Origin of the sequence: Acidovorax sp. GW101-3H11 (genome assembly GCF_001633105.1) — a bacterium.
Lineage (GTDB): Bacteria > Pseudomonadota > Gammaproteobacteria > Burkholderiales > Burkholderiaceae_C > Acidovorax.
Genome location: NZ_LUKZ01000020.1, coordinates 20,822 through 39,786 on the forward strand (window position 1 = coordinate 20,822; position 18,965 = coordinate 39,786).

Annotated in this window: 19 protein-coding genes; 15 read left to right on the forward strand and 4 right to left on the reverse strand. The window is 66.3% G+C overall.

What is annotated here, in order from left to right; genetic code table 11:
- Positions 1-43: 43 nt before the first annotated feature.
- Together A1D30_RS17005 and A1D30_RS25570 are read left to right on the forward strand one after the other, a co-directional pair.
- The gene (locus tag A1D30_RS17005; protein ID WP_063461911.1) at positions 44-1,117 is read left to right on the forward strand and encodes a hypothetical protein; all 1,074 of its coding nucleotides are present in this window, start codon (positions 44-46) and stop codon (positions 1,115-1,117) included.
- Between the two features lie 132 nt (positions 1,118-1,249).
- Positions 1,250-2,302 (forward strand): DUF4369 domain-containing protein, encoded by a 1,053-nt coding sequence (locus A1D30_RS25570; protein ID WP_131798473.1) that lies wholly within the window; start codon positions 1,250-1,252, stop codon positions 2,300-2,302.
- 36 nt (positions 2,303-2,338) lie between these two features.
- Here A1D30_RS25570 and A1D30_RS17015 read toward each other — a convergent pair whose 3' ends face one another.
- The gene (locus A1D30_RS17015; RefSeq protein WP_063461913.1) at positions 2,339-2,818 is read right to left on the reverse strand and encodes a YetF domain-containing protein; all 480 of its coding nucleotides are present in this window, start codon (positions 2,816-2,818) and stop codon (positions 2,339-2,341) included.
- Between the two features lie 129 nt (positions 2,819-2,947).
- On the opposite strand from A1D30_RS17015, the gene A1D30_RS17020 reads away from it, so the two are divergent.
- The 4 genes from A1D30_RS17020 to A1D30_RS17035 are packed head-to-tail and all read left to right on the forward strand — an operon-like array spanning position 2,948 to position 6,326.
- The gene (locus A1D30_RS17020; RefSeq protein WP_063461914.1) at positions 2,948-3,646 is read left to right on the forward strand and encodes a DUF4197 domain-containing protein; all 699 of its coding nucleotides are present in this window, start codon (positions 2,948-2,950) and stop codon (positions 3,644-3,646) included.
- A 34-nt stretch (positions 3,647-3,680) separates the two neighbouring features.
- Positions 3,681-4,106 (forward strand): YchJ family metal-binding protein, encoded by a 426-nt coding sequence (locus A1D30_RS17025; protein ID WP_109790977.1) that lies wholly within the window; start codon positions 3,681-3,683, stop codon positions 4,104-4,106.
- A 51-nt stretch (positions 4,107-4,157) separates the two neighbouring features.
- Positions 4,158-4,811, forward strand: a complete 654-nt coding sequence (locus A1D30_RS17030; RefSeq protein WP_063461916.1) for an HAD family phosphatase — start codon at positions 4,158-4,160, stop codon at positions 4,809-4,811.
- A 60-nt stretch (positions 4,812-4,871) separates the two neighbouring features.
- Positions 4,872-6,326, forward strand: a complete 1,455-nt coding sequence (locus A1D30_RS17035) for a patatin-like phospholipase family protein (protein WP_242421929.1) — start codon at positions 4,872-4,874, stop codon at positions 6,324-6,326.
- Positions 6,327-6,527: 201 nt separating this feature from the next.
- Here A1D30_RS17035 and A1D30_RS17040 read toward each other — a convergent pair whose 3' ends face one another.
- From A1D30_RS17040 to A1D30_RS17050, 3 genes are all read right to left on the reverse strand, one after another.
- Positions 6,528-7,202, reverse strand: coding sequence for a glutathione S-transferase family protein (locus A1D30_RS17040; RefSeq protein WP_063461917.1), 675 nt, complete (start codon positions 7,200-7,202; stop codon positions 6,528-6,530).
- 13 nt (positions 7,203-7,215) lie between these two features.
- The gene (locus A1D30_RS17045) at positions 7,216-7,875 is read right to left on the reverse strand and encodes a hypothetical protein (RefSeq protein ID WP_131798474.1); all 660 of its coding nucleotides are present in this window, start codon (positions 7,873-7,875) and stop codon (positions 7,216-7,218) included.
- A 119-nt stretch (positions 7,876-7,994) separates the two neighbouring features.
- Positions 7,995-9,083, reverse strand: a complete 1,089-nt coding sequence (locus A1D30_RS17050) for an AraC family transcriptional regulator (protein WP_063461919.1) — start codon at positions 9,081-9,083, stop codon at positions 7,995-7,997.
- A 120-nt stretch (positions 9,084-9,203) separates the two neighbouring features.
- On the opposite strand from A1D30_RS17050, the gene A1D30_RS17055 reads away from it, so the two are divergent.
- The 9 genes from A1D30_RS17055 to A1D30_RS17095 are packed head-to-tail and all read left to right on the forward strand — an operon-like array spanning position 9,204 to position 18,961.
- Positions 9,204-10,940 carry an AMP-binding protein gene (locus A1D30_RS17055; RefSeq protein ID WP_063461920.1) on the forward strand — a complete coding sequence of 579 codons (1,737 nt, stop codon included), beginning with the start codon at positions 9,204-9,206 and terminating at the stop codon, positions 10,938-10,940.
- Positions 10,941-10,955: 15 nt separating this feature from the next.
- The gene (locus A1D30_RS17060; RefSeq protein ID WP_063461921.1) at positions 10,956-12,563 is read left to right on the forward strand and encodes a carboxyl transferase domain-containing protein; all 1,608 of its coding nucleotides are present in this window, start codon (positions 10,956-10,958) and stop codon (positions 12,561-12,563) included.
- Between the two features lie 25 nt (positions 12,564-12,588).
- The gene (locus A1D30_RS17065) at positions 12,589-13,476 is read left to right on the forward strand and encodes a dienelactone hydrolase family protein (RefSeq protein WP_082836502.1); all 888 of its coding nucleotides are present in this window, start codon (positions 12,589-12,591) and stop codon (positions 13,474-13,476) included.
- A gap of 15 nt (positions 13,477-13,491) precedes the next feature.
- Positions 13,492-14,367, forward strand: coding sequence for a dienelactone hydrolase family protein (locus A1D30_RS17070; protein ID WP_131798475.1), 876 nt, complete (start codon positions 13,492-13,494; stop codon positions 14,365-14,367).
- Positions 14,364-14,879, forward strand: coding sequence for a DinB family protein (locus A1D30_RS17075; protein ID WP_063461924.1), 516 nt, complete (start codon positions 14,364-14,366; stop codon positions 14,877-14,879). The genes A1D30_RS17070 and A1D30_RS17075 overlap by 4 nt, the downstream gene beginning before the upstream one ends.
- Positions 14,876-15,661 carry an enoyl-CoA hydratase/isomerase family protein gene (locus A1D30_RS17080; RefSeq protein WP_063461925.1) on the forward strand — a complete coding sequence of 262 codons (786 nt, stop codon included), beginning with the start codon at positions 14,876-14,878 and terminating at the stop codon, positions 15,659-15,661. The genes A1D30_RS17075 and A1D30_RS17080 overlap by 4 nt, the downstream gene beginning before the upstream one ends.
- A gap of 20 nt (positions 15,662-15,681) precedes the next feature.
- Positions 15,682-16,407, forward strand: a complete 726-nt coding sequence (locus A1D30_RS17085) for a DUF4126 domain-containing protein (RefSeq protein WP_063461926.1) — start codon at positions 15,682-15,684, stop codon at positions 16,405-16,407.
- A gap of 22 nt (positions 16,408-16,429) precedes the next feature.
- Positions 16,430-16,921: a hypothetical protein gene (locus A1D30_RS17090; protein ID WP_063461927.1), complete on the forward strand. Its 492-nt coding sequence runs from the start codon at positions 16,430-16,432 to the stop codon at positions 16,919-16,921.
- Between the two features lie 12 nt (positions 16,922-16,933).
- Positions 16,934-18,961 carry an acetyl/propionyl/methylcrotonyl-CoA carboxylase subunit alpha gene (locus A1D30_RS17095; protein WP_063461928.1) on the forward strand — a complete coding sequence of 676 codons (2,028 nt, stop codon included), beginning with the start codon at positions 16,934-16,936 and terminating at the stop codon, positions 18,959-18,961.
- Positions 18,962-18,965 lie beyond the last annotated feature (4 nt).

The following is an 18,965-nucleotide window of genomic DNA, read 5'->3' on the forward strand; positions in this document are numbered from 1 at the left end:
CACAGAATCCGCCCTCCATTCACCCCCCTGGAGGTTTCCGCACATGGCTTCAACCCGCGCACAGCGCATCTGGCACCCCGCACGGCCCGTTTTCCGCTGGGCTCCCCTTGGCCTGGCTGCTGCGCTGCTGGCGGCATGTGGCGGTGGCGACGACAACAACAACGGCAGCACGCCCCCACCGGCTGTGGGGGTGTTCACGGTGGGCGGCGCCGTGGCAGGCCTCGGGGCAGGCAAGACCGTGACCCTGCAGAACCTGGGCACCGACGACCTCACGGTCAACGCCAACGGCAACTTTGTGTTCAACACCCGCATGGACCGGGGCGTGGCCTATGCCGTCACCATCAAGGCACAGCCCGCAGGCCAGCGCTGCACCGTGGCGCAGGGCACGGGCACCGCCACGGCCGACGTGAGCAATGTGCAGGTGCTTTGCGAGAACCTGGCCGCCGCCACCTTCACCGTGGGCGGCGCTGTCTCGGGCCTTAGCGGCAGCGGTCTGGTGCTGCAGAACAACGGGCGCGACGACCTGGGCGTGGCGGCCAACGGCGGCTTCAGCTTTGCCACGGCGCTGGCCGGTGGCACTGCCTACGCCGTCACGGTAAAGACCCAGCCCGGCGGGCAGAGCTGCACCGTCGCCAACGGCGCGGGCACCGTGGGCTCGGCCCATGTGACCACGGTGGACGTGCGCTGCGCCACTGCAGCCGCCGCCCTGCCCCAGGGCGACTGGAAACAGGAGCAGTGTTCGCCCTCGGGCCCCGGCCGGTGGACCCGTTTGTTGTGGCGCATCGATCGGCAGAGTGACACCCGTGCGACGGTCACCCTGGGCGGTGTGACCTACGCCGACGCGAGTTGCTCGGGCGCAGGCACGGTGACGGCCGCGCAGACCGGGGCGGGCGGCAGCTTCACCTTTGACCGCTCCGAGGCGACCGCCTCTGCCGCAGCCTTCTGGGGCAACTGGGCCCAGATCACGGGGCTGACCTCGCGCACCGTGTGGGCGCGCAAAGGGCCCTACCTGTGCCTGCTGGGGGACTCGACACCCACGGTGTTCCCGACGGTGGCCAGTGTCGAGAGCTACATGAACACGCTGATCCCCAACAAGATCTGCTACACGCAGAACTGACAGGCGGCCATTGTCCGGGGCTCTTGGTCCAAGCAGGTGGACCACACTCTGCATAGTGCACGATAGCTCTTTGTAAACTTGCTGAGGCTCTGGGAGAACATTGTGGTTCTCCCTTCTTCATCAATCACAAAGATGTTCGTACTCATGACAAGTCATCGCTCGCAGGTTTTCCAGTGCTTCCCATGGATCGCACGTGAAGCTCTCTTCGTTGCGGCCGCTGCACTCATGGTCGGCTGCGGCGGCGGTAGTGGCAGTGCGGCGCCAATAGGGGCGGAAGGCGCATACACGGTCGGAGGTGTAGTAAGCGGGCTGACAGCGGGTAAGACGCTGGTTCTGCAGAACAGCGGCGGTGACGATCTGGGTGTGAATTCCAATGGAAACTTTGCCTTTGCGACCCGTCTAGACAGCGGTGCGGCATATGCCGTCACGGTCAAGGCGCAGCCCGATGGGCAGCGTTGCGCTGTATCTCAGGGCGCGGGAACTGTAACGGCCAATGTCAGCGGAGTGGTAGTGCGTTGTGAGGCTCTGCCGGTTGCCACGTACACGGTGGGAGGGGTTGTTTCTGGGCTGGACAGTGGTGGCGCTGTGGTGCTGCAGAACAACGCTGGTGATGATATGTCGGTGAGCAGCAACGGCGGCTTCACGTTCCCGACAGCAGTGGGCGAAGGGGCTAGCTACTCAGTTGCCGTCAAGACGCAGCCTTCCTGGCAGACATGCATCGTACAAAACGGTGCCGGCACCGTGTCCACAGCCAATGTGCAGGCGATACAGGTGAATTGTGATTCGCTCATAGCTCAGCTGGAGGGCTTCTGGGTGGAAGACCTGTGTCTCCCCATGGCGTGGGGAACTGCGTTGACCATTGCGCGCCAGGGTCAGTCGCAGGTCAATGTGAAACAAATGGGTGTGATCTATGAGGACGGCTATTGTTCAGGCGCTTTTCGGACCTTGGCGCCATCGGACATGGGCAATGCCGTGTTTACCAGGGTCACATCTTCTGGCGGCGTGACCGTTTTTTGGGGTGCGTGGCCTGAGCGAAATGGCACCTACGACGCGGCCATTTGGACTCGCGTCGGGCCTTACCTGTGCTTCCTGCGCGACAACCCTGAAAGGCCCAGTACCATGGCGGAAGTCGAGGCAAGAACTGCAGGCGCTATAGCAGGCAAAGCTTGCGCGAGACGGCGTTGAGTGCGATTGCGCAGTGCGAGCGCGGGTTCGATATCTTTACGCATCGCCACCCCGCCGCCGCAGCACCACCGTGATCTGCCCGTTGGTTTCAATCGTCGCCCGCTCCACCTCGTGCAGGTGCAGGCAGCCGCTGGCGCGCAGCGCGGCCTCCAGGTCGTCGGTGGAGAGCAGTTCCTTGCGCATCAGGTCTGTATTCACCTGCCCCTGCTGCACCAGCACCTGCGGGCTGCCGTCGATCAGGCGCTCCATCCACGCGTACCGAAAGGTCAGCTGCGCCAGCACCACATGGCAGCCGATGAGCGTGGCGGCAGAGACCAGCCCGCCCACCAGCGAGTTGTCGCCCGCGTTCATCGAGTTCTGCACCGCGTTCGACAGGATCAGCAGCAGCACCAGGTCAAACGGCGCGTACTGCCCCGTCTGCCGCTTGCCCGTGAGGCGCAGGAACACCAGCAGAAACACATAGACCACCACGCCGCGCAGCACAAACTCCCACCACGGCACATTCATATCCCACATTGCAGGGCTCCTTTGAACAGGTTCTTTGTTGAAGGGGTGTTTCGCTCGCCAGTCTATGGCGCTGAGCGAAAATCCGGCGCAATCGCCTGCCTTCGCAGGCACCGCTCCCCCACAGAAAGAAACACCGCCATGCAACGCCGCCACCTCCTCCACACCAGCGCCCTGGGCGCCTTGCTGGGCGCCACCTGGCAGCAGGCCTGGGCCCTGTCGCTGGGCGACCTCTCCAGCGCCGACGCATCCAGCGGGCTCAAGGCGGCGCTGTCGCAGGGCGCGCAGGCGGCGGTGTCGCTGCTGGGGCGCACCGACGGCTTTCTGGGCAACCCCAAGGTGCGCATTGGCCTGCCGGGCTACCTGGAGGATGCCGCCAAGGTCATGAAGTCCCTGGGCCAGGGCAAACGCATCGACGAGCTGGTGGTCTCCATCAACCGCGCGGCAGAAGCCGCCGTACCCATGGGCAAGGATCTGCTGGTGGGCGCCGTGCAGAACATGACGGTGACCGATGCCAAGAACATCCTGACCGGCGGCGACACCTCGGTCACCACCTTTTTTGCCGACAAGACACGCGCCCCGCTGGGCCAGCGCTTTTTGCCCGTGGTGAACGAGGCCACGGAAAAAGTGGGGCTCACCCAGAAGTACAACGCCTTCGCGGGCAAGGCCGCCAGCTTCGGCCTGCTCAAGCCCGAGGAGTCCAACCTCGCGCAGTACGTCACCGGCAAGACGCTGGACGGCCTGTACCTCATGATCGGCGAGGAAGAGCGCCGCATCCGCCAGAACCCGGCCGGTGCGGGCAGCGCCATCGTCCGCAAGGTGTTCGGAACGCTGAGATGATCTTCGTCCGTGTGAAAGGCAGGCCTCCGTGTCCCTGACGAACGCCGAACCCTGCCCCTGTGGCCGTACCCGGGTCACGTCTGGTAAACCTGCCAAGGCTGTGGCACTGCCGTACGCAGATTGCTGTGGCCGCTACCTCGACCATGGGGACGATGCCGCCGCGCCCGATGCGGAAAGCCTCATGCGCTCGCGCTACACCGCCTTTGTGTGTGAGCGGGCCGACTACCTGCAGGCCACCTGGCACCCCAGCACCCGCCCGGCGGCGCTGGATTTTGAGCCCGGCACCCAATGGCTGGGGCTGGAGGTGCGCCGCCACCGCCCCACCGGCGACGACCGCGCCGAGGTGGAGTTTGTCGCCCGTTACCGCGTGGGCGGCCGCGCCGTGCGCCTGCACGAAACCAGCCGCTTCGTGTGCGAAGGCGGGCGCTGGTTCTATGTGGATGGCGACATCCATGCCTGAAAATTTGAATAAAAATGGCCGCCTGCGCGCGACCATCATGCCTTGATAGCTATGAAATTTGAAGCAATCCTGTTTGACTGCGACGGTGTGCTGGTAGACAGCGAACCCATCACCAATGGCGTGCTGCGCGACATGCTCAACGAGGCGGGCTGGGCCATCTCGCACCAGGAGTGCATGGACTACTTCATTGGCCGCACCGTGCGCAGCGCCACCGCCCGCATCGAGGCCGAAACCGGCCGCCCGCTGACGGACGCGTGGATGGCCCTCTTTTACGAGCGGCGCAACATCGCACTGAACGAACGCCTGCTGGCCATCGACCACATCCACCCCGCCATCGAACGCGTGCACGCCCACCACGGCGGGCGCATTGCCTGCGCCTCGGGGGCCGACCGCTTCAAGGTCGAGATGCAGCTGGTCAAGGTCGGGCTCATGCCGTACTTTGAAGGCCGCATCTTCAGCGGGCACGAGGTGCCCCAGACCAAGCCCGCCCCCGATGTCTACCTGGCCGCAGCGGCCGCGCTGCAGGCCAACCCCGCGCGCTGCGCGGTGGTGGAAGACTCGGCCATCGGCGTCACCGCCGGTGTGGCGGCCGGGGCCACCGTGCTGGGCTACGACCCGCTGGGCGACGGTGCAACACTGCGCGCCGCCGGGGCACAACACGTGTTCCGCAGCATGGCCGATCTGCCCGGCCTGCTGGGCTGCTGACGGCCCTGCGGATTGATGAACCTACCGGCCAGCGCGCCAACGCAACCCACAAGGAACGCCATGCACGGGATGAACCACAAGAGCACACGATCGGGGTTCTGCATGCGCAGGGCGCACTGGATGCACTGGGCACGGTGTGCGGCGCTCGGCGTGGCCGCCCTGGCCCTGGCCGGCTGCTCCTCCGTCAAGCCCTGGATCAACGAACCCCTGCCGCCCGAGGACCAGAGCATCCCGGTGCGCAAGTCCGAGCGCGACCCCAGCATCCTGGTGGCCGTGACCCTGTCGGGCGGTGGTGCGCGTGCTGCGGCGTTCGGGTTTGGCGTGCTGACCGAGATGCAGGAAACGCGGTTTGTGTGGAACGGCAGCCCCACCACCTTGCTCGATGCCACCGACGTGGTCAGCGGCGTCTCGGGCGGCAGCATCGTGGCGGCTTATTTTGCGGCGCATGGCATTGAAGGCCTGCCGCGCTTCGAGCACGAGTTTCTGCGCCAGAACTTCCAGAACAGCCTCATCACCCAGGCGCTGCGGCCCGGCAACCTCATCGACCTCACCTCGCCCTGGCTGGGCCGCACCCACCTGCTCGCGCGGCGGCTCGACGAGCTGTATGGCGGCCTCACCTTTGGCGACGTGGAGCGCCGCCCGCGCCACCCGCAGCTGTTCATCACCGCCACCGACATGTCGCTGGGCACGGGCTTCGAGTTCACGTGGGAGCAGTTCTCGCTCATCTGCTCGGACCTGCGCAAGGTGCCGCTGTCGTTTGCCGTGGCCTCGTCGTCGGCCGTGCCGCTGCTGCTCAGCCCCATGACGCTCAAGAACTACGCCCACCAGTGCCCCGAGCGCCGCAGCACCTCGGCCGCCAGCGCCCGCGCCGCCACCGGCGACTACCGCGCCCGCCTGTACCGCGCGCACGAGCTGAGCTACACCGACGCACAGCGCAAGCCCTACATCCACCTGGTGGACGGCGGCCTGGCCGACAACCTGGGCGTGCAGCGCCTGCTCGACCGCGCCCTGGCCGGTGGTGGCCTGCGCCAGACCTTCAGCGAAGTGGGCATACCGCCCGGCACCATCCGCAAGCTGGTGCTGATCACCGTGAACGCCGAGCGCGACCCCTCGGTGGACATCAGCCAGAGCGACAAGGTGCCCAACATGGCGCAGGTGGTGGACGCGCTGCTGTTTGGCACCGGCGCCCGCGCCACGCGCGAGACCCAGGAGTTTCTGCGCGACATCACGCGGCAGTGGAAACAATCGCTTGCCACCGGCTCGCCCGGCAGCACCGACGTGTTTGCGCCCGATGCCGAAGTCCACGTGATCCCCGTCAACCTGCGCGACGCACCCGACGACATCGCCCGCCGCCGCCTGCTGCAGGTGCCCACCGCGTTTTCCATCACATCGGAAGAAGTCACCGACCTCATCGAGGCCGGTGGCAGCGTGCTGCGCCACTCGCCGGAGTTCCGGGCGCTGGTGCAATCGCTGCTGCGCTCGGCGCCGCCTGCGGGGCTGCAGGCCAAGGACTGAGGGCGCGGCCCTCCGCGTGGCGGAAGGCATTTTTGTCGGCCCTCCATCCCCTCACCACCGTTCACGCTGAGCCCGTCGAAGCGCAGCACCCGGCTTCGACGGGCTCAGCCCGAACGGTCGGGGTGGTGCGCTAAGAAGGAGAAAGAAGCGAAGCGGAGCGGACGCCAGAGCCCGCAGGTGCTCAGGGCCGCCCGGTGAAGCTCAAGGCCGCGTATCCGGTGCCGGGGTCGTGGGCACGCCCTGTTCCTCTGCCGCCCGCACCTGCGCCGCCATCGCGCGCTGGTAGCCCGGCCGCTGCTGCAGCCGCTGCCAATACGCTTGCGTCGCGGGCCCAAACTGCGGCGCCAGCCCCAGGTGCTGCGCCAGCAGCAGCGCATMCCCCACCGCCACATCCGCCGCCGTGAACCGGCCCGCGCACAAGTGCTCGCTGCCGCTGTGGATCAATGCCGTTTCTACCGCCCGCAGCCGGGCCAGAAACCAGCGGCTGTAGTCCTCCACCACCTGCGGCTGCTTGCGCTCTACGGGCTCAAAGCGCCCATAGCGCAGCACCAGCGTCTGCGGAAAGGTCAGCGTGGCATCGCTCATGTGCAGCCAGTTCAGGTAGGCGCCATACGCCGGGTGCGTGGGCGCCACGTCCAGCCCCGCATCGGGGTGCGTGGCCGCGAGGTACTGGCACATGGCGGCCGATTCGGTCATGCGGACATCGCCTTGCACCAGCAGGGGCACCGTGCCCAGCGGGTTTTCGTCCAGAAACCACCGGGCCTTGGCGCGCGGCGGGAAGGGGAGCATGTGGAGCTGGTAGGGGAGCTGCAGTTCTTCGAGCATCCACAGGGGTCGGAGGGAGCGGGCGCTGATGCAGTGGTGGAGGTGGAGCATGGGTGGGGTTGTGTCAAAGTCCGCGCAATTTGTCGGCGATGTCGATGGCGTCGAAAGTAGCGGACATTAAAAACATCAACACAAGAATGTCACCGACCTCAATGTCAGTACCGAAGATGTTCCGGCCGTTCTGTGCCGGCCCATAGCTAAGACCTTTCCAACTTACTGGCACGGCATTTGGATTCTTGAAGTTGATGCGTGATCCATGGGCCATAGCGTTTCGCACAACGCGCGCAAACTGCCAGATTGGCGGCCACTTCGCTGCAGCCTCACCAAAGCACCTCTGGATCTCAACGAGATGATTTTCATAAAACTCCGTGAAGATCGGAAAAATCATCTTGAATACATAGGCGTGGACATTCGGCTCCGACAACGGTGAATCCGGTCTGGGTGTCCACGGCGCCAACGTCAACTTCACATAATTCGCCTCAAGCCCAAGTTTTGCATTCTCGATCGGGCCCACCAAAGGTAGCCGGACTTCGAATGGGCCGTAGGCCTTGCACTGGTAAAAAAACCAGTCACCCTGCCCCCACTCTTCAGGGGGTAAAAAACCTTTGGCGAAACACGCGTTCAGTACGAGATACGTTTGTAGCGTGGAGAAGAGGCGATCCGTGCCTTTTTCTACTAGAAGTTCGGTGTGACCCGGATGGTTTGGTACAGGCGATGATTTCATGTTCGAGTGACGTTAACGGTGGAATCTGCTCCTGCCAAGACGTTTCGTGCTGGAGTCTCTGCCGCATTTCTGGTGGCTGAAGTTGGTCTCTGGGGCGCGGTATTTGATAGTTCGTCGTCTTATCTTGCTACTTTTCGAAACTCCGCAGGCGACTGCCCCGTCCACCCCCGGAACGCCCGGATAAAACTCTTCTCGTTCTCAAACCCCGCCGCCTCGGCCACCTGCTTGATCGGCCTTTGCGTGCGGTGCAGCAGCTCCACCGCGCGGGTGCGGCGCACGTCATCCTTCAACCCCTGCAGCGTGGCGCCTTCCTCCTTCAGCTGCCGGTGCAGCGTGCGCGGCGACACATGCAGCAGCGCGGCCAGGGATTCCGCGCTGTGCTGGGGCAGGGCGTGGGCTGGCTGGCCCGGCAGGGGGGCGGCCAGCTGCTGGCGCACGCGCTGCACCAGCAGGCGGTCGCGTCGGTAGTGCAGCACCGTGAGAGGCAGGGCGTGTTGCAGCATCTGGCGCAGGGCCTGTTCGTCGCGGCGCAGGGGCAGGTGCAGGTAGCGGGCGTCGAAGTGGATGGCGGTGCGCGGCGCTTGGAAGGTGACGGGGCCCCGGAACAGCACGGCGTAGGCATCGGCATGTGGTGGCGCATCGAATGCGAATTCGGCAGCGATGAGGGGAATGCGCGAGTCCACCATCCAGCAGGCCAGGCCATGGGCATTGCGCAGCACCGACACCAGGCAGAACTCGCGCAGTACGCCCAGGTCGCGCGCCTCGGTGATGCGCAGCGTGGCGGTATCCCCCTCGGTGGTCAGCTGCAGTGCAATGTCGTCCGTCAGCAGCCCGTGGTGGCGGCACCAGCGGGCCAGGGCGACCTGCAGTGTGGGTGAGCTGATGCTGGCGCGCGCCAGCATGCCGTAGCTGCCCCAGGGCAGGCGGCGGCTGAACCAGCCCAGGGCCTCATCGTCCAGCTCCTGCATGGCGGCGTCGGAGATCTGCTCCATCTGCCAGGCGGTGATGCGGGCGCTGTCGTCCTGCAGCAACTGCGGCGCAATCTGTGCCTGGGCCAGGGCGCGTTCGGGGCTCAGGCCGCGCCGTTCGTAGGCCAGGACAATGGCGCGCACAAAGGCTATGGGCGTGGCGGCGGGGGCTGTGGCGGGCGCGGGCAAGCGGTGTGCGGGTGGGGCGGGCGGTTTCACGCCGCAGAGTGTGCCAGCCATGGCACGATTTGCAACCATTGTGTCCACCCGCCAGGGGTTCAGGCTTCTATGCTTACGGATCGCCCGCCCGCATCTTCTTGCGGCGTTGGGCCGAATGACAGAGCCGAGGAGACAACACCCGTGACGAGCAGCGCAGCCGCAACGAACTCCGCACCGCTGGTGGACAGCCACGCCCGTGGCGCCACCGACGTTCCCCTGATCGAGCAGACCATCGGCGCCTTTTTTGCCGACATGGTGGCCCGCCAGCCCGAGCGCGAGGCGTTGGTCAGCGTGCACCAGGGCCGCCGCTACACCTACGCCCAATTGCAAACCGAAGCCCACCGCCTGGCCAGCGCGTTGCTGGGCATGGGGCTCACCCCCGGTGACCGCGTGGGCATCTGGTCGCACAACAACGCCGAGTGGGTGCTGATGCAGCTGGCCACCGCGCAGGTGGGCCTGGTGCTGGTCAACATCAACCCGGCCTACCGCACGGCCGAGGTGGAATACGCGCTGAACAAGGTGGGCTGCAAGCTGCTGGTGAGCATGGCGCGCTTCAAGACCAGTGACTACCTGGGCATGCTGCGCGAGCTGGCGCCCGAGTGGCAGGGCCAGCAGCCGGGCCACCTGCAAGCGGCCAAGTTGCCGCAGCTGAAGACGGTGGTGTGGATTGATGACGAAGCAGGGCAGGGTGCCGACGAGCCCGGTCTGCTGCGCTTTACCGAGCTGATTGCACGCGGCAACGCGGCCGACCCGCGCCTGGCGCAGGTGGCGGCGGGCCTCCAGGCCACCGACCCCATCAACATCCAGTTCACCAGCGGCACCACGGGCTTCCCCAAGGGGGCCACGCTCACGCACCGCAACATCCTGAACAACGGCTTCTTCATCGGCGAGTGCATGAAGCTCACGCCCGCAGACCGGCTGTGCATCCCTGTGCCGCTGTACCACTGCTTTGGCATGGTGCTGGGCAACCTGGCCTGCTTCACGCACGGTGCGACCATCGTCTACCCCAACGACGGATTTGACCCGCTCACGGTGCTGCAGACGGTGCAGGACGAGCGCTGCACCGGCCTGCACGGCGTGCCCACCATGTTCATTGCCGAGCTGGACCACCCGCGTTTTGCCGAGTTCAACCTCAGCACCCTGCGCACCGGCATCATGGCCGGATCGCCGTGCCCCACCGAGGTGATGAAGCGCGTAGTGGAGCAGATGAACCTGCGCGAGATCACCATCGCCTACGGCATGACCGAGACCAGCCCCGTGAGCTGCCAGAGCAGCACCGACACGCCGCTTTCCAAGCGCGTCTCCACCGTGGGCCAGGTGCAGCCGCACCTGGAGGTCAAGATCGTGGACCCGGACACGGGCGCGGTGGTGCCCATCGGCCAGCGCGGAGAGTTCTGCACCAAGGGCTATTCCGTCATGCACGGCTACTGGGGCGACGAAGCCAAGACCCGCGAAGCCATCGATGAGGGCGGCTGGATGCACACCGGCGACCTGGCCACCATGGACGCCGAGGGCTATGTGAACATCGTCGGCCGCATCAAGGACATGGTGATCCGCGGCGGCGAGAACATCTACCCGCGCGAGATCGAAGAATTTTTGTACCGCCACCCCCAGGTGCAGGACGTGCAGGTGGTGGGCGTGCCCGACCAGAAATACGGCGAGGAACTCTGCGCCTGGATCATTGCCAAGCCCGGCACCCAGCCCACCGAGGACGACATTCGCGCCTTCTGCAAAGGCCAGATCGCGCACTACAAGGTGCCGCGCTACATCCGCTTTGTCACCAGCTTTCCGATGACGGTGACGGGCAAGATCCAGAAGTTCAAGATCCGCGACGAGATGAAAGACCAGCTGGGCCTGGAAGAACAGAAAACCGCTTGAGAGAGCAAAGAACGTATGACCATTCTCGACACCCAACTCAATGCCCGCTCGGCGGACTTCCAGACCAACGCCGCCGCCATGCGCGCGCTGGTGCAGGATCTGCGCGCCCAGCAGGACAAGATCGCCCAGGGCGGCGGCGAGGCAGCCCGCGCCAAACACACCGCACGCGGCAAGCTGCTGCCGCGCGAGCGCGTGGCCAACCTGCTGGACCCCGGCACGCCCTTTCTGGAGCTGGCCCCGCTGGCGGCGCTGAACATGTACAACAACGACGCACCCGGCGCGGGCCTGATTGCAGGCATCGGCCGCGTGAGCGGGGTGGACTGCATGATCGTGTGCAACGACGCCACGGTGAAGGGCGGCACCTACTACCCCATGACGGTGAAGAAGCATCTGCGCGCCCAAGAGGTGGCCGCGCAGAACCGCCTGCCCTGCATCTACCTGGTGGACTCCGGCGGCGCCAACCTGCCCAACCAGGACGACGTGTTCCCCGACCGTGACCACTTCGGCCGAATCTTCTTCAACCAGGCCAACATGAGCGCCCAGGGCATCGCGCAGATCGCGGTGGTCATGGGCAGCTGCACGGCCGGTGGCGCCTATGTGCCCGCCATGAGCGACGAATCCATCATCGTCAAGAACCAGGGCACCATCTTTTTGGGCGGCCCGCCGCTGGTGAAGGCCGCCACGGGCGAGGTGGTGAGCGCCGAAGACCTGGGCGGTGGCGACGTGCACACGCGCCTGTCGGGCGTGGCCGACCACCTGGCGCAGAACGACCTGCATGCGCTGCAGCTGGCGCGCACGGCGGTGCACAATTTGAATAAAAACAAGGCCCCTGCGCCTGCTGATCAAGCCCCAATAGCTCCTAAATTTGTAGCAGAAGAGCTGTATGGCGTGATCCCGGTGGACACGCGCAAGCCCTTTGATGTGCGCGAGATCATTGCGCGGGTGGTGGACGGCAGCGAGTTCGACGAGTTCAAGGCCCGCTTCGGCAGCACCCTGGTGTGCGGCTTTGCGCGCATCGAAGGCATGCCCGTGGGCATCATCGCCAACAACGGCATCCTGTTCAGTGAGAGCGCACAAAAAGGCGCGCACTTCATCGAGCTGTGCTGCCAGCGCAAGATCCCGCTGGTGTTTTTGCAGAACATCACCGGCTTCATGGTCGGCCGCAAGTACGAAAACGAAGGCATCGCGCGCCACGGCGCCAAGCTGGTCACGGCCGTGGCCACGGCCAGCGTGCCCAAGTTCACCATCATCATCGGCGGCAGTTTTGGCGCGGGCAACTACGGCATGTGCGGCCGGGCGTACAGCCCCCGCTTCCTGTGGATGTGGCCCAACGCGCGCATCAGCGTGATGGGCGGCGAGCAGGCCGCCAGCGTGCTGGCCACCGTCAAGCGCGACGGCATCGAAGCCAAGGGCGGCCAGTGGAGCATGGAGGAAGAAGAAGCCTTCAAGGCCCCCATCCGCCGCCAGTACGAAGACCAAGGCCATCCCTACTACGCCACCGCGCGCCTGTGGGATGACGGCGTGATCGACCCGGCTGATACCCGCCGCGTGCTGGCGCTGGGCCTGTCGGCCACGCGCAATGCGCCGATCGAAGACACCAAGTTCGGCATCTTCCGGATGTAGTCGTCGCTATCCAGGAGTGCCTGCCATGCGCCGCCAAACCTCGTTGTGTTGCCTCATCGCCAGCCTGTTGCTGGCCATGCCTGGCGCTGCGTCGGCGCGCCTGCTGGAGGAGCAGATCGATGTGCCCGTGCGCGTGCGTGACGCCTGGGGCAAGGAGGCGGCGCAGAACATTCGCGTGACGGTGTTCTCTGACGATGCCAACCCGCGCCCGGCGCCCATCGCCATCCTCAACCACGGCCGGGCCACCAGCGCAGAAGCGCGTGCGCGTCTGGGGCGTGCGCGTTTTGTCGATGCGTCGCGCTATTTTGTGCAGCGTGGCTTTGTGGTTGCTGTGCCCACACGCGTGGGCTATGGGGTGTCTGGCGGGCCCGATGTGGAAGACACGGGGGCCTGCAACAGCCGCAACTTCGCGCCGGGTTTTGCAGCCGCTGCAGACCAGTCGCTGGCAGTGTTGGCTGCAGTACGCCAGCGCCCGGACGTAGCGCCCGACAGCGTGCTGGCCGTAGGGCAGTCGTTTGGCGGGGCCTCCACCGTGGCGCTCGCGGCGATGAACCCGTCGGGTCTGGGCGCGGCCATCAACTTCGCGGGTGGCTCCGGGGGCGACCCGGTGGGGCGGCCACAAAATCCCTGTTCTTCCGCGCGCCTGGAGAAGGTCTACCGGGACTACGGGGTGCAGGCTCGCGTGCCGATGCTCTGGATCTATGCCGAGAACGACCAGTTCTTCGGTGGCAAGTTGCCGCGCGAGTGGCATGCGGCCTTTGTGCAGGCGGGGGGCACCGCGAAATTCGTGCAGGTGCCGCCCCATGGGGACGATGGCCACCTTCTGTTCAACCAGTTTCCCCAGGTGTGGCAGCCGCTGGTGTCGGAGTTTCTCGACAGCCATGGCTTTGCGCCACCGGGTGGCCGAAAGTAGCAGGAGCGCTTGAGCATGGGTCTTGTCTCTCGCTTTTTGCTGTGCATGGCCACCGCATTCACGGCGGTCACCGTGCATGCCGCGCCAGCGCTGCAGCGTGTGGACCTGCCGCCGCTGCCCTCCGGCGTGGTGCTGCACGCGCACTGGCTGCCCGCCGAGGGTGCGGAGCGTCGCCCGGCGGTGCTTGCGCTGCATGGCTGTGGCGGGCTGTACACCAAGGGGGGTGGTCTGGCCGTGCGTTACCGTGAGACGGCCGAGCGCCTGCACGCCGCAGGCTATGCCGTGCTGATGCCCGACAGCTTTGGTTCGCGCGGCCTGCGTGACATCTGCCAAACCCGCTACCGCGATCGCAGCGTGGACGTGGCCCAGCGTGTGCAGGACGCGCGCGCTGCGCTGGCCTGGCTGGCGGCCCAGCCGCAGGTGGATGCGCGGCACATCGGCGTGCTGGGGTGGTCCAACGGGGCGACCACCACCCTGAATCTGCTGGAGCAACGCCGCACCCGCCCCGAGCCGGGCGAGCCCGCCATCGCCGGTGCGGCCGTTTTCTACCCCGGCTGTGGCCCGCTGGCCAAGCGCCAGGCGGTGCTGGAGGCAGCCCCGCTGCTGATGCTGCTGGGCGCCCTGGACGATTGGACACCGGCCCAGCCCTGCGTGGACTTTGCACGCAGCCTGCAGGCGCGCAGCGGTGGCGGCGACATCACGGTGCAGGTGTACGACAACAGCTACCACGGCTTTGACGGCACCGCCCCGGTGCGCCTGCGCGCGGATGTGCCCAACGGGACCTCCCCGGAGGGCGTGCACCAGGGGGGCAACCCTGAAGCGCGTGCCAAGTCACTGGCTGCGCTCGATGCTTTCTGGAGCCGGGTGCTGGCCACCCGCGCTGCGCCATGAGTACAGGCTGGACCGCGCACTTCGACTTGCTCGCACGCTACAACGTGTGGGCCACGGCGCGCCTGCTGGGCGCTGTGCGGGCGCTGCCGGAAGATGACTACCGGCGCGATGTGGGCCTGTTCTTCCACAGCATCCACCGCACGCTCAACCACCTGCTGGTGGGCGAGCATCTGCTGTGGTTTGTTCGGTTTGCCGAAGGCCGTTCGCCCACCGTAGCGCTGGATGCCGAGGTGGAACCCGACCGCGCGCAGCTGGACGCCCGCCTGCGCGAGGGTGCAGCCCGCTGGGCACCGCTGATCGCATCGTTTTCGCCCGACCGGTGGGACGGAACGCTCGACTACACCACCATGCGCGGCACGGCCGCATCGCTGCCGTTTGCAGCCACGCTGGCCCATGTGTTCAACCACGGCACACACCACCGGGGCCAGATCACGGCGGCCTTGACCGCCCTGGGCCACCCCAGCCCCGAGCTGGACCTTGTCTACTTTTTGCAAAACCCGTCCCAGCCATGAGCAGCCAGAACCTCTCCATCACCCAATCCGGCGCCGTGGCGCGCATCACGCTCACCCAGCCCGAGGTGCGCAATGCGTTCAGCGACGAAGTCATTGCCGAGATCACCGCTGCCTTCACCGACGTGGGCAGCCGCCCCGATGTGCGCGCCGTGGTACTTGCCGCCGAGGGCCCCGCGTTCTGCGCGGGCGCCAACCTCAACTGGATGCGCCGCATGGCCGACTACACCCGCGAAGAGAACATCGCCGACGCGGGCAAGCTGGCCGAGATGCTGCGCGTGATCTACGAATGCCCCAAGCCCACGGTGGCGCGCGTGCAGGGCGATGTGTACGCAGGCGGCATGGGCCTGGTGGCCGCGTGCGACATGGCGGTGGCGGTGGACACCGCAGGCTTTTGCCTCAGCGAGGTGAAGCTGGGGCTCATCCCCGCCACCATCAGCCCCTATGTGATCCGTGCCATGGGCGCGCGGGCCGCGCACCGCTACTTCCTCACGGCCGAGCGCTTTGACGCGGCTGAGGCGCTGCGCATCGGTTTTGTGCACACCGTGGTGGCGGCTGACCAGCTCGATGCCAAGGTAGACGAGCTGCTCAAGGCGCTCACCAGTGCCAGCCCCAACGCCGTGCGCGCCTGCAAGAAGCTGGTGCTTCAAGTCGCCGAGCGCGAAATCAACGCGGGCCTGATCGCCGCCACCGTGCAGGGCATTGCCGACATCCGCGCCAGCGACGAAGGCAAGGAAGGCGTGCAGTCCTTCCTGAACAAACGCAAGCCCAACTGGCTGGGCTGATCGATCGGTACCTACAGGCCATGGACACCCTCTGGTTCAACATCGTGCAGTGGCTCCACACGCTGGGGCTGCATATGGATGGCGGCACCGCGCGCGCCGTGGGCGATGCTGCGGCCACGGCGACCGCCAAGCTCGACATGCCCAGCCTGATGGCCCTGGCCGCCGCATTGGGCTGGGCCAGCGGGTTCCGGCTGTACGCCGTGGTGTTCCTGGTGGGGATGATGGGCGTGCTGGGCTGGATGCCGCTGCCCCCGGGCCTGGCCGTGTTGCAGCACCCGCTGGTGCTGCTGGTCAGCGGCTTCATGCTGCTGGTGGAGTTTTTTGCCGACAAGGTGCCGTGGGTGGACAGCGCCTGGGACGCCATCCACGCCTTCATCCGTGTGCCTGCAGGCGCGGCCCTGGCCTTTGGCGTGTTTGGTGCCGACAACGCCACCCTGGCCGTGCTGGCGGGGCTGCTGGGCGGCTCGCTCTCGGCCACCGCGCTGGCCACCAAGATGACCACGCGGGCGGCGGTGAACACCTCGCCCGAGCCGTTTTCCAACTGGGGGCTGTCGTTCTTTGAAGACGGCCTGGTGGTGGCCGTGGTGTGGCTGGCCACGCAGTACCCCGTGGCGTTTGGTGTGGCGCTGGTGGTGATGGTGGCCGTGTCGGTGCTGCTGCTGGTGGTGCTGTTCAAGTTTCTGCGCGCGGTGGTGCGCAAGCTCACGGGCTCGTCAGGCGCCCGAGTGCCAGGGGCAACGCCGTGATGTTGTCCGCAGAAGGGGCCACATGATTCCTCAGTACCAGTTGCGGGACGACGGCTTGTATGAAGCTGCTTGGCCGGTGTGGCTGTCGTCGCTTCCGATGCTGCTTTTTAGTGCTGGCGGTGTTTATCGCCACTGGAATGAGGCCCCATTCCGTTACGGTTGGCTCACCGTATTGCTCGTGGTCCTGTTTCTGGTCTGGCGTCGGGGCTTGCGCTCGAGGCCGGTGTTTTGTTTCACCCGCGACAAGCTGAGGGTGGCCCCAAATTTCTGGCGCGAAGCCGTTGTGTTGGAGCTGGGGCAGGTCCGTGAGTTGTCAGTGCGCGGAAGCAATGGCCAGCGCGAGTTGTGGCGCACCGATCTGCGGGGTGCGGAGCTGCGCTTGGACCAGTCGTGGTGGTCACAGGATCTTGTCGCCCAGATCGAACGCTTCTTGATGTCGGAAAAAGGGCGGATCCCCGTCCCGATTCAGATCCACGAGCCGTCGAGTCCCTATTTAAATCAGTCCAGCAGGTAGAGCGAGGAAGCCATGTTCAAGAAAATTTTGATTGCAAACCGAGGCGAGATCGCCTGCCGTGTCGCCGCCACGGCCCAGCGCCTGGGCGTGAAGACCGTCGCGGTGTACTCCGACGCCGACGCCAATGCCAAACATGTGGCCGTGTGCGACGAGGCCGTGCACATTGGCGGCAGCGCGCCCAAGGACAGCTACCTGCGCTGGGAGCGCATCATCGAGGCCGCCAAAGCCACGGGCGCGCAGGCCATCCACCCCGGCTACGGCTTCCTGAGCGAGAACGAGGACTTCGCGCAGGCTTGCGCGGCTGCGGGCCTGGTGTTCATTGGCCCCCCCGCCTCGGCCATCAAGGACATGGGGCTTAAGGCCGAGTCCAAACAGCTCATGGAAAAGGCCGGTGTGCCCCTGGTGCCCGGCTACCACGGCAGCGACCAGGACCCGGCCCTGCTGCAGCGCGAAGCCGACCGCATTGGTTACCCCGTGCTCATCAAGGCCAGCGCGGGTGGCGGTGGCAAGGGCATGCGTGCGGTGGACAAAAGCGAGGACTTTGCCGCCGCGCTCGAATCCTGCAAGCGCGAGGCCATCAACAGCTTTGGTGACGATGCGGTGCTGGTCGAAAAATACGTGCAGCGCCCGCGCCACATTGAGATCCAGGTGTTTGGCGACATGCACGGCAATTGCGTCTACCTGTTCGAGCGCGACTGCTCGGTGCAGCGCCGCCACCAGAAGGTGCTGGAAGAGGCCCCGGCCCCCGGCATGACGCCCGCGCTGCGCGCACAGATGGGCGAAGCCGCCGTGGCCGCCGCCAAGGCGGTGAACTACGTGGGCGCGGGCACGGTGGAGTTCATCGTCGAGCAGCCGGGCGGCTACGAGCGGCCCGACCAGATGAAGTTCTACTTCATGGAGATGAACACCCGCCTGCAGGTGGAGCACCCCGTGACCGAGGCCATCACCGGCCTGGACCTGGTGGAGTGGCAGCTGCGCGTGGCCTCGGGCGAGCCGCTGCCGCTGCAGCAGCAAGACCTGCGCATCACCGGCCACGCCATCGAGGCGCGCATCTGCGCCGAGAACCCCGACAACAACTTCCTGCCCGCCACCGGCGCGCTGAATGTGTACGCACTGCCTGAGTGCGTGACGTTTGAACGCGGTGCGATCCGCGTCGATTCCGGCGTGCGCCAGGGCGATGCGATCAGCCCGTTCTATGACTCCATGGTGGCCAAGCTCATCGTGCACGGCGACACGCGCGAGCAGGCGCTGGCGCGGCTCGATGACGCGCTGGCGCAGACCCACATCGTGGGCCTGGCGACCAACGTGCAGTTCCTTCGCCGCGTGGCGAAGACGGATGCGTTTGCACAAGCCAAGCTCGACACTGCGCTGATCCCGCGCGAGCAGGCCGTGCTGTTCCACCAGGAGCCCGTCGGCCTGCCGCTGGCCGCCGCCGCTGCGGTGGCGCAAACGCTGCTGAAGGAGCGCGCCAGTGAAGGCGTGGACCCGTTCAGCCGCCGCGACGGCTTCCACACCCATGGTGTGGTGCAGCGCCGCTTTGAGTTCGAATTTGGCGGCGAGCATGCCAAGGCGTTGTTGACCTACGAGCGCGGTGGCAGCCTGCATCTGGCCGTGGGCGAGGGCGAAACCGCCGTGGCCGGGCCGCTGGTGTTTGCCCCGCAGGCCGATGGCATCGAGCTGCAGTTTGCAGGCCAGCGCACCCGCGCCGCTGTGTATGCGCAGGGCGAGGTGGACCATGTTTTTACCCCGCTGGGCGCCACGCAGATCACCGCCATCGACCTGCTGGCCCATGCGGGCGAGGTGGCGGCCGAAGGCGGGCGCCTGACGGCCCCCATGCCCGGCAAGGTGGTGTCGTTTGCCGTGAAGGCGGGCGACACGGTGGCCAAGGGCCAGCCCCTGGCGGTGATGGAAGCCATGAAAATGGAGCACACCATTGCCGCACCTGCGGATGGTGTGGTGCAGGAGCTGCTCTACGCGCCTGGCGACCAGGTGACCGAGGGGGCTGAACTGCTCAAGCTGGTGGCCGCCGAGAAGGCATGAGCCT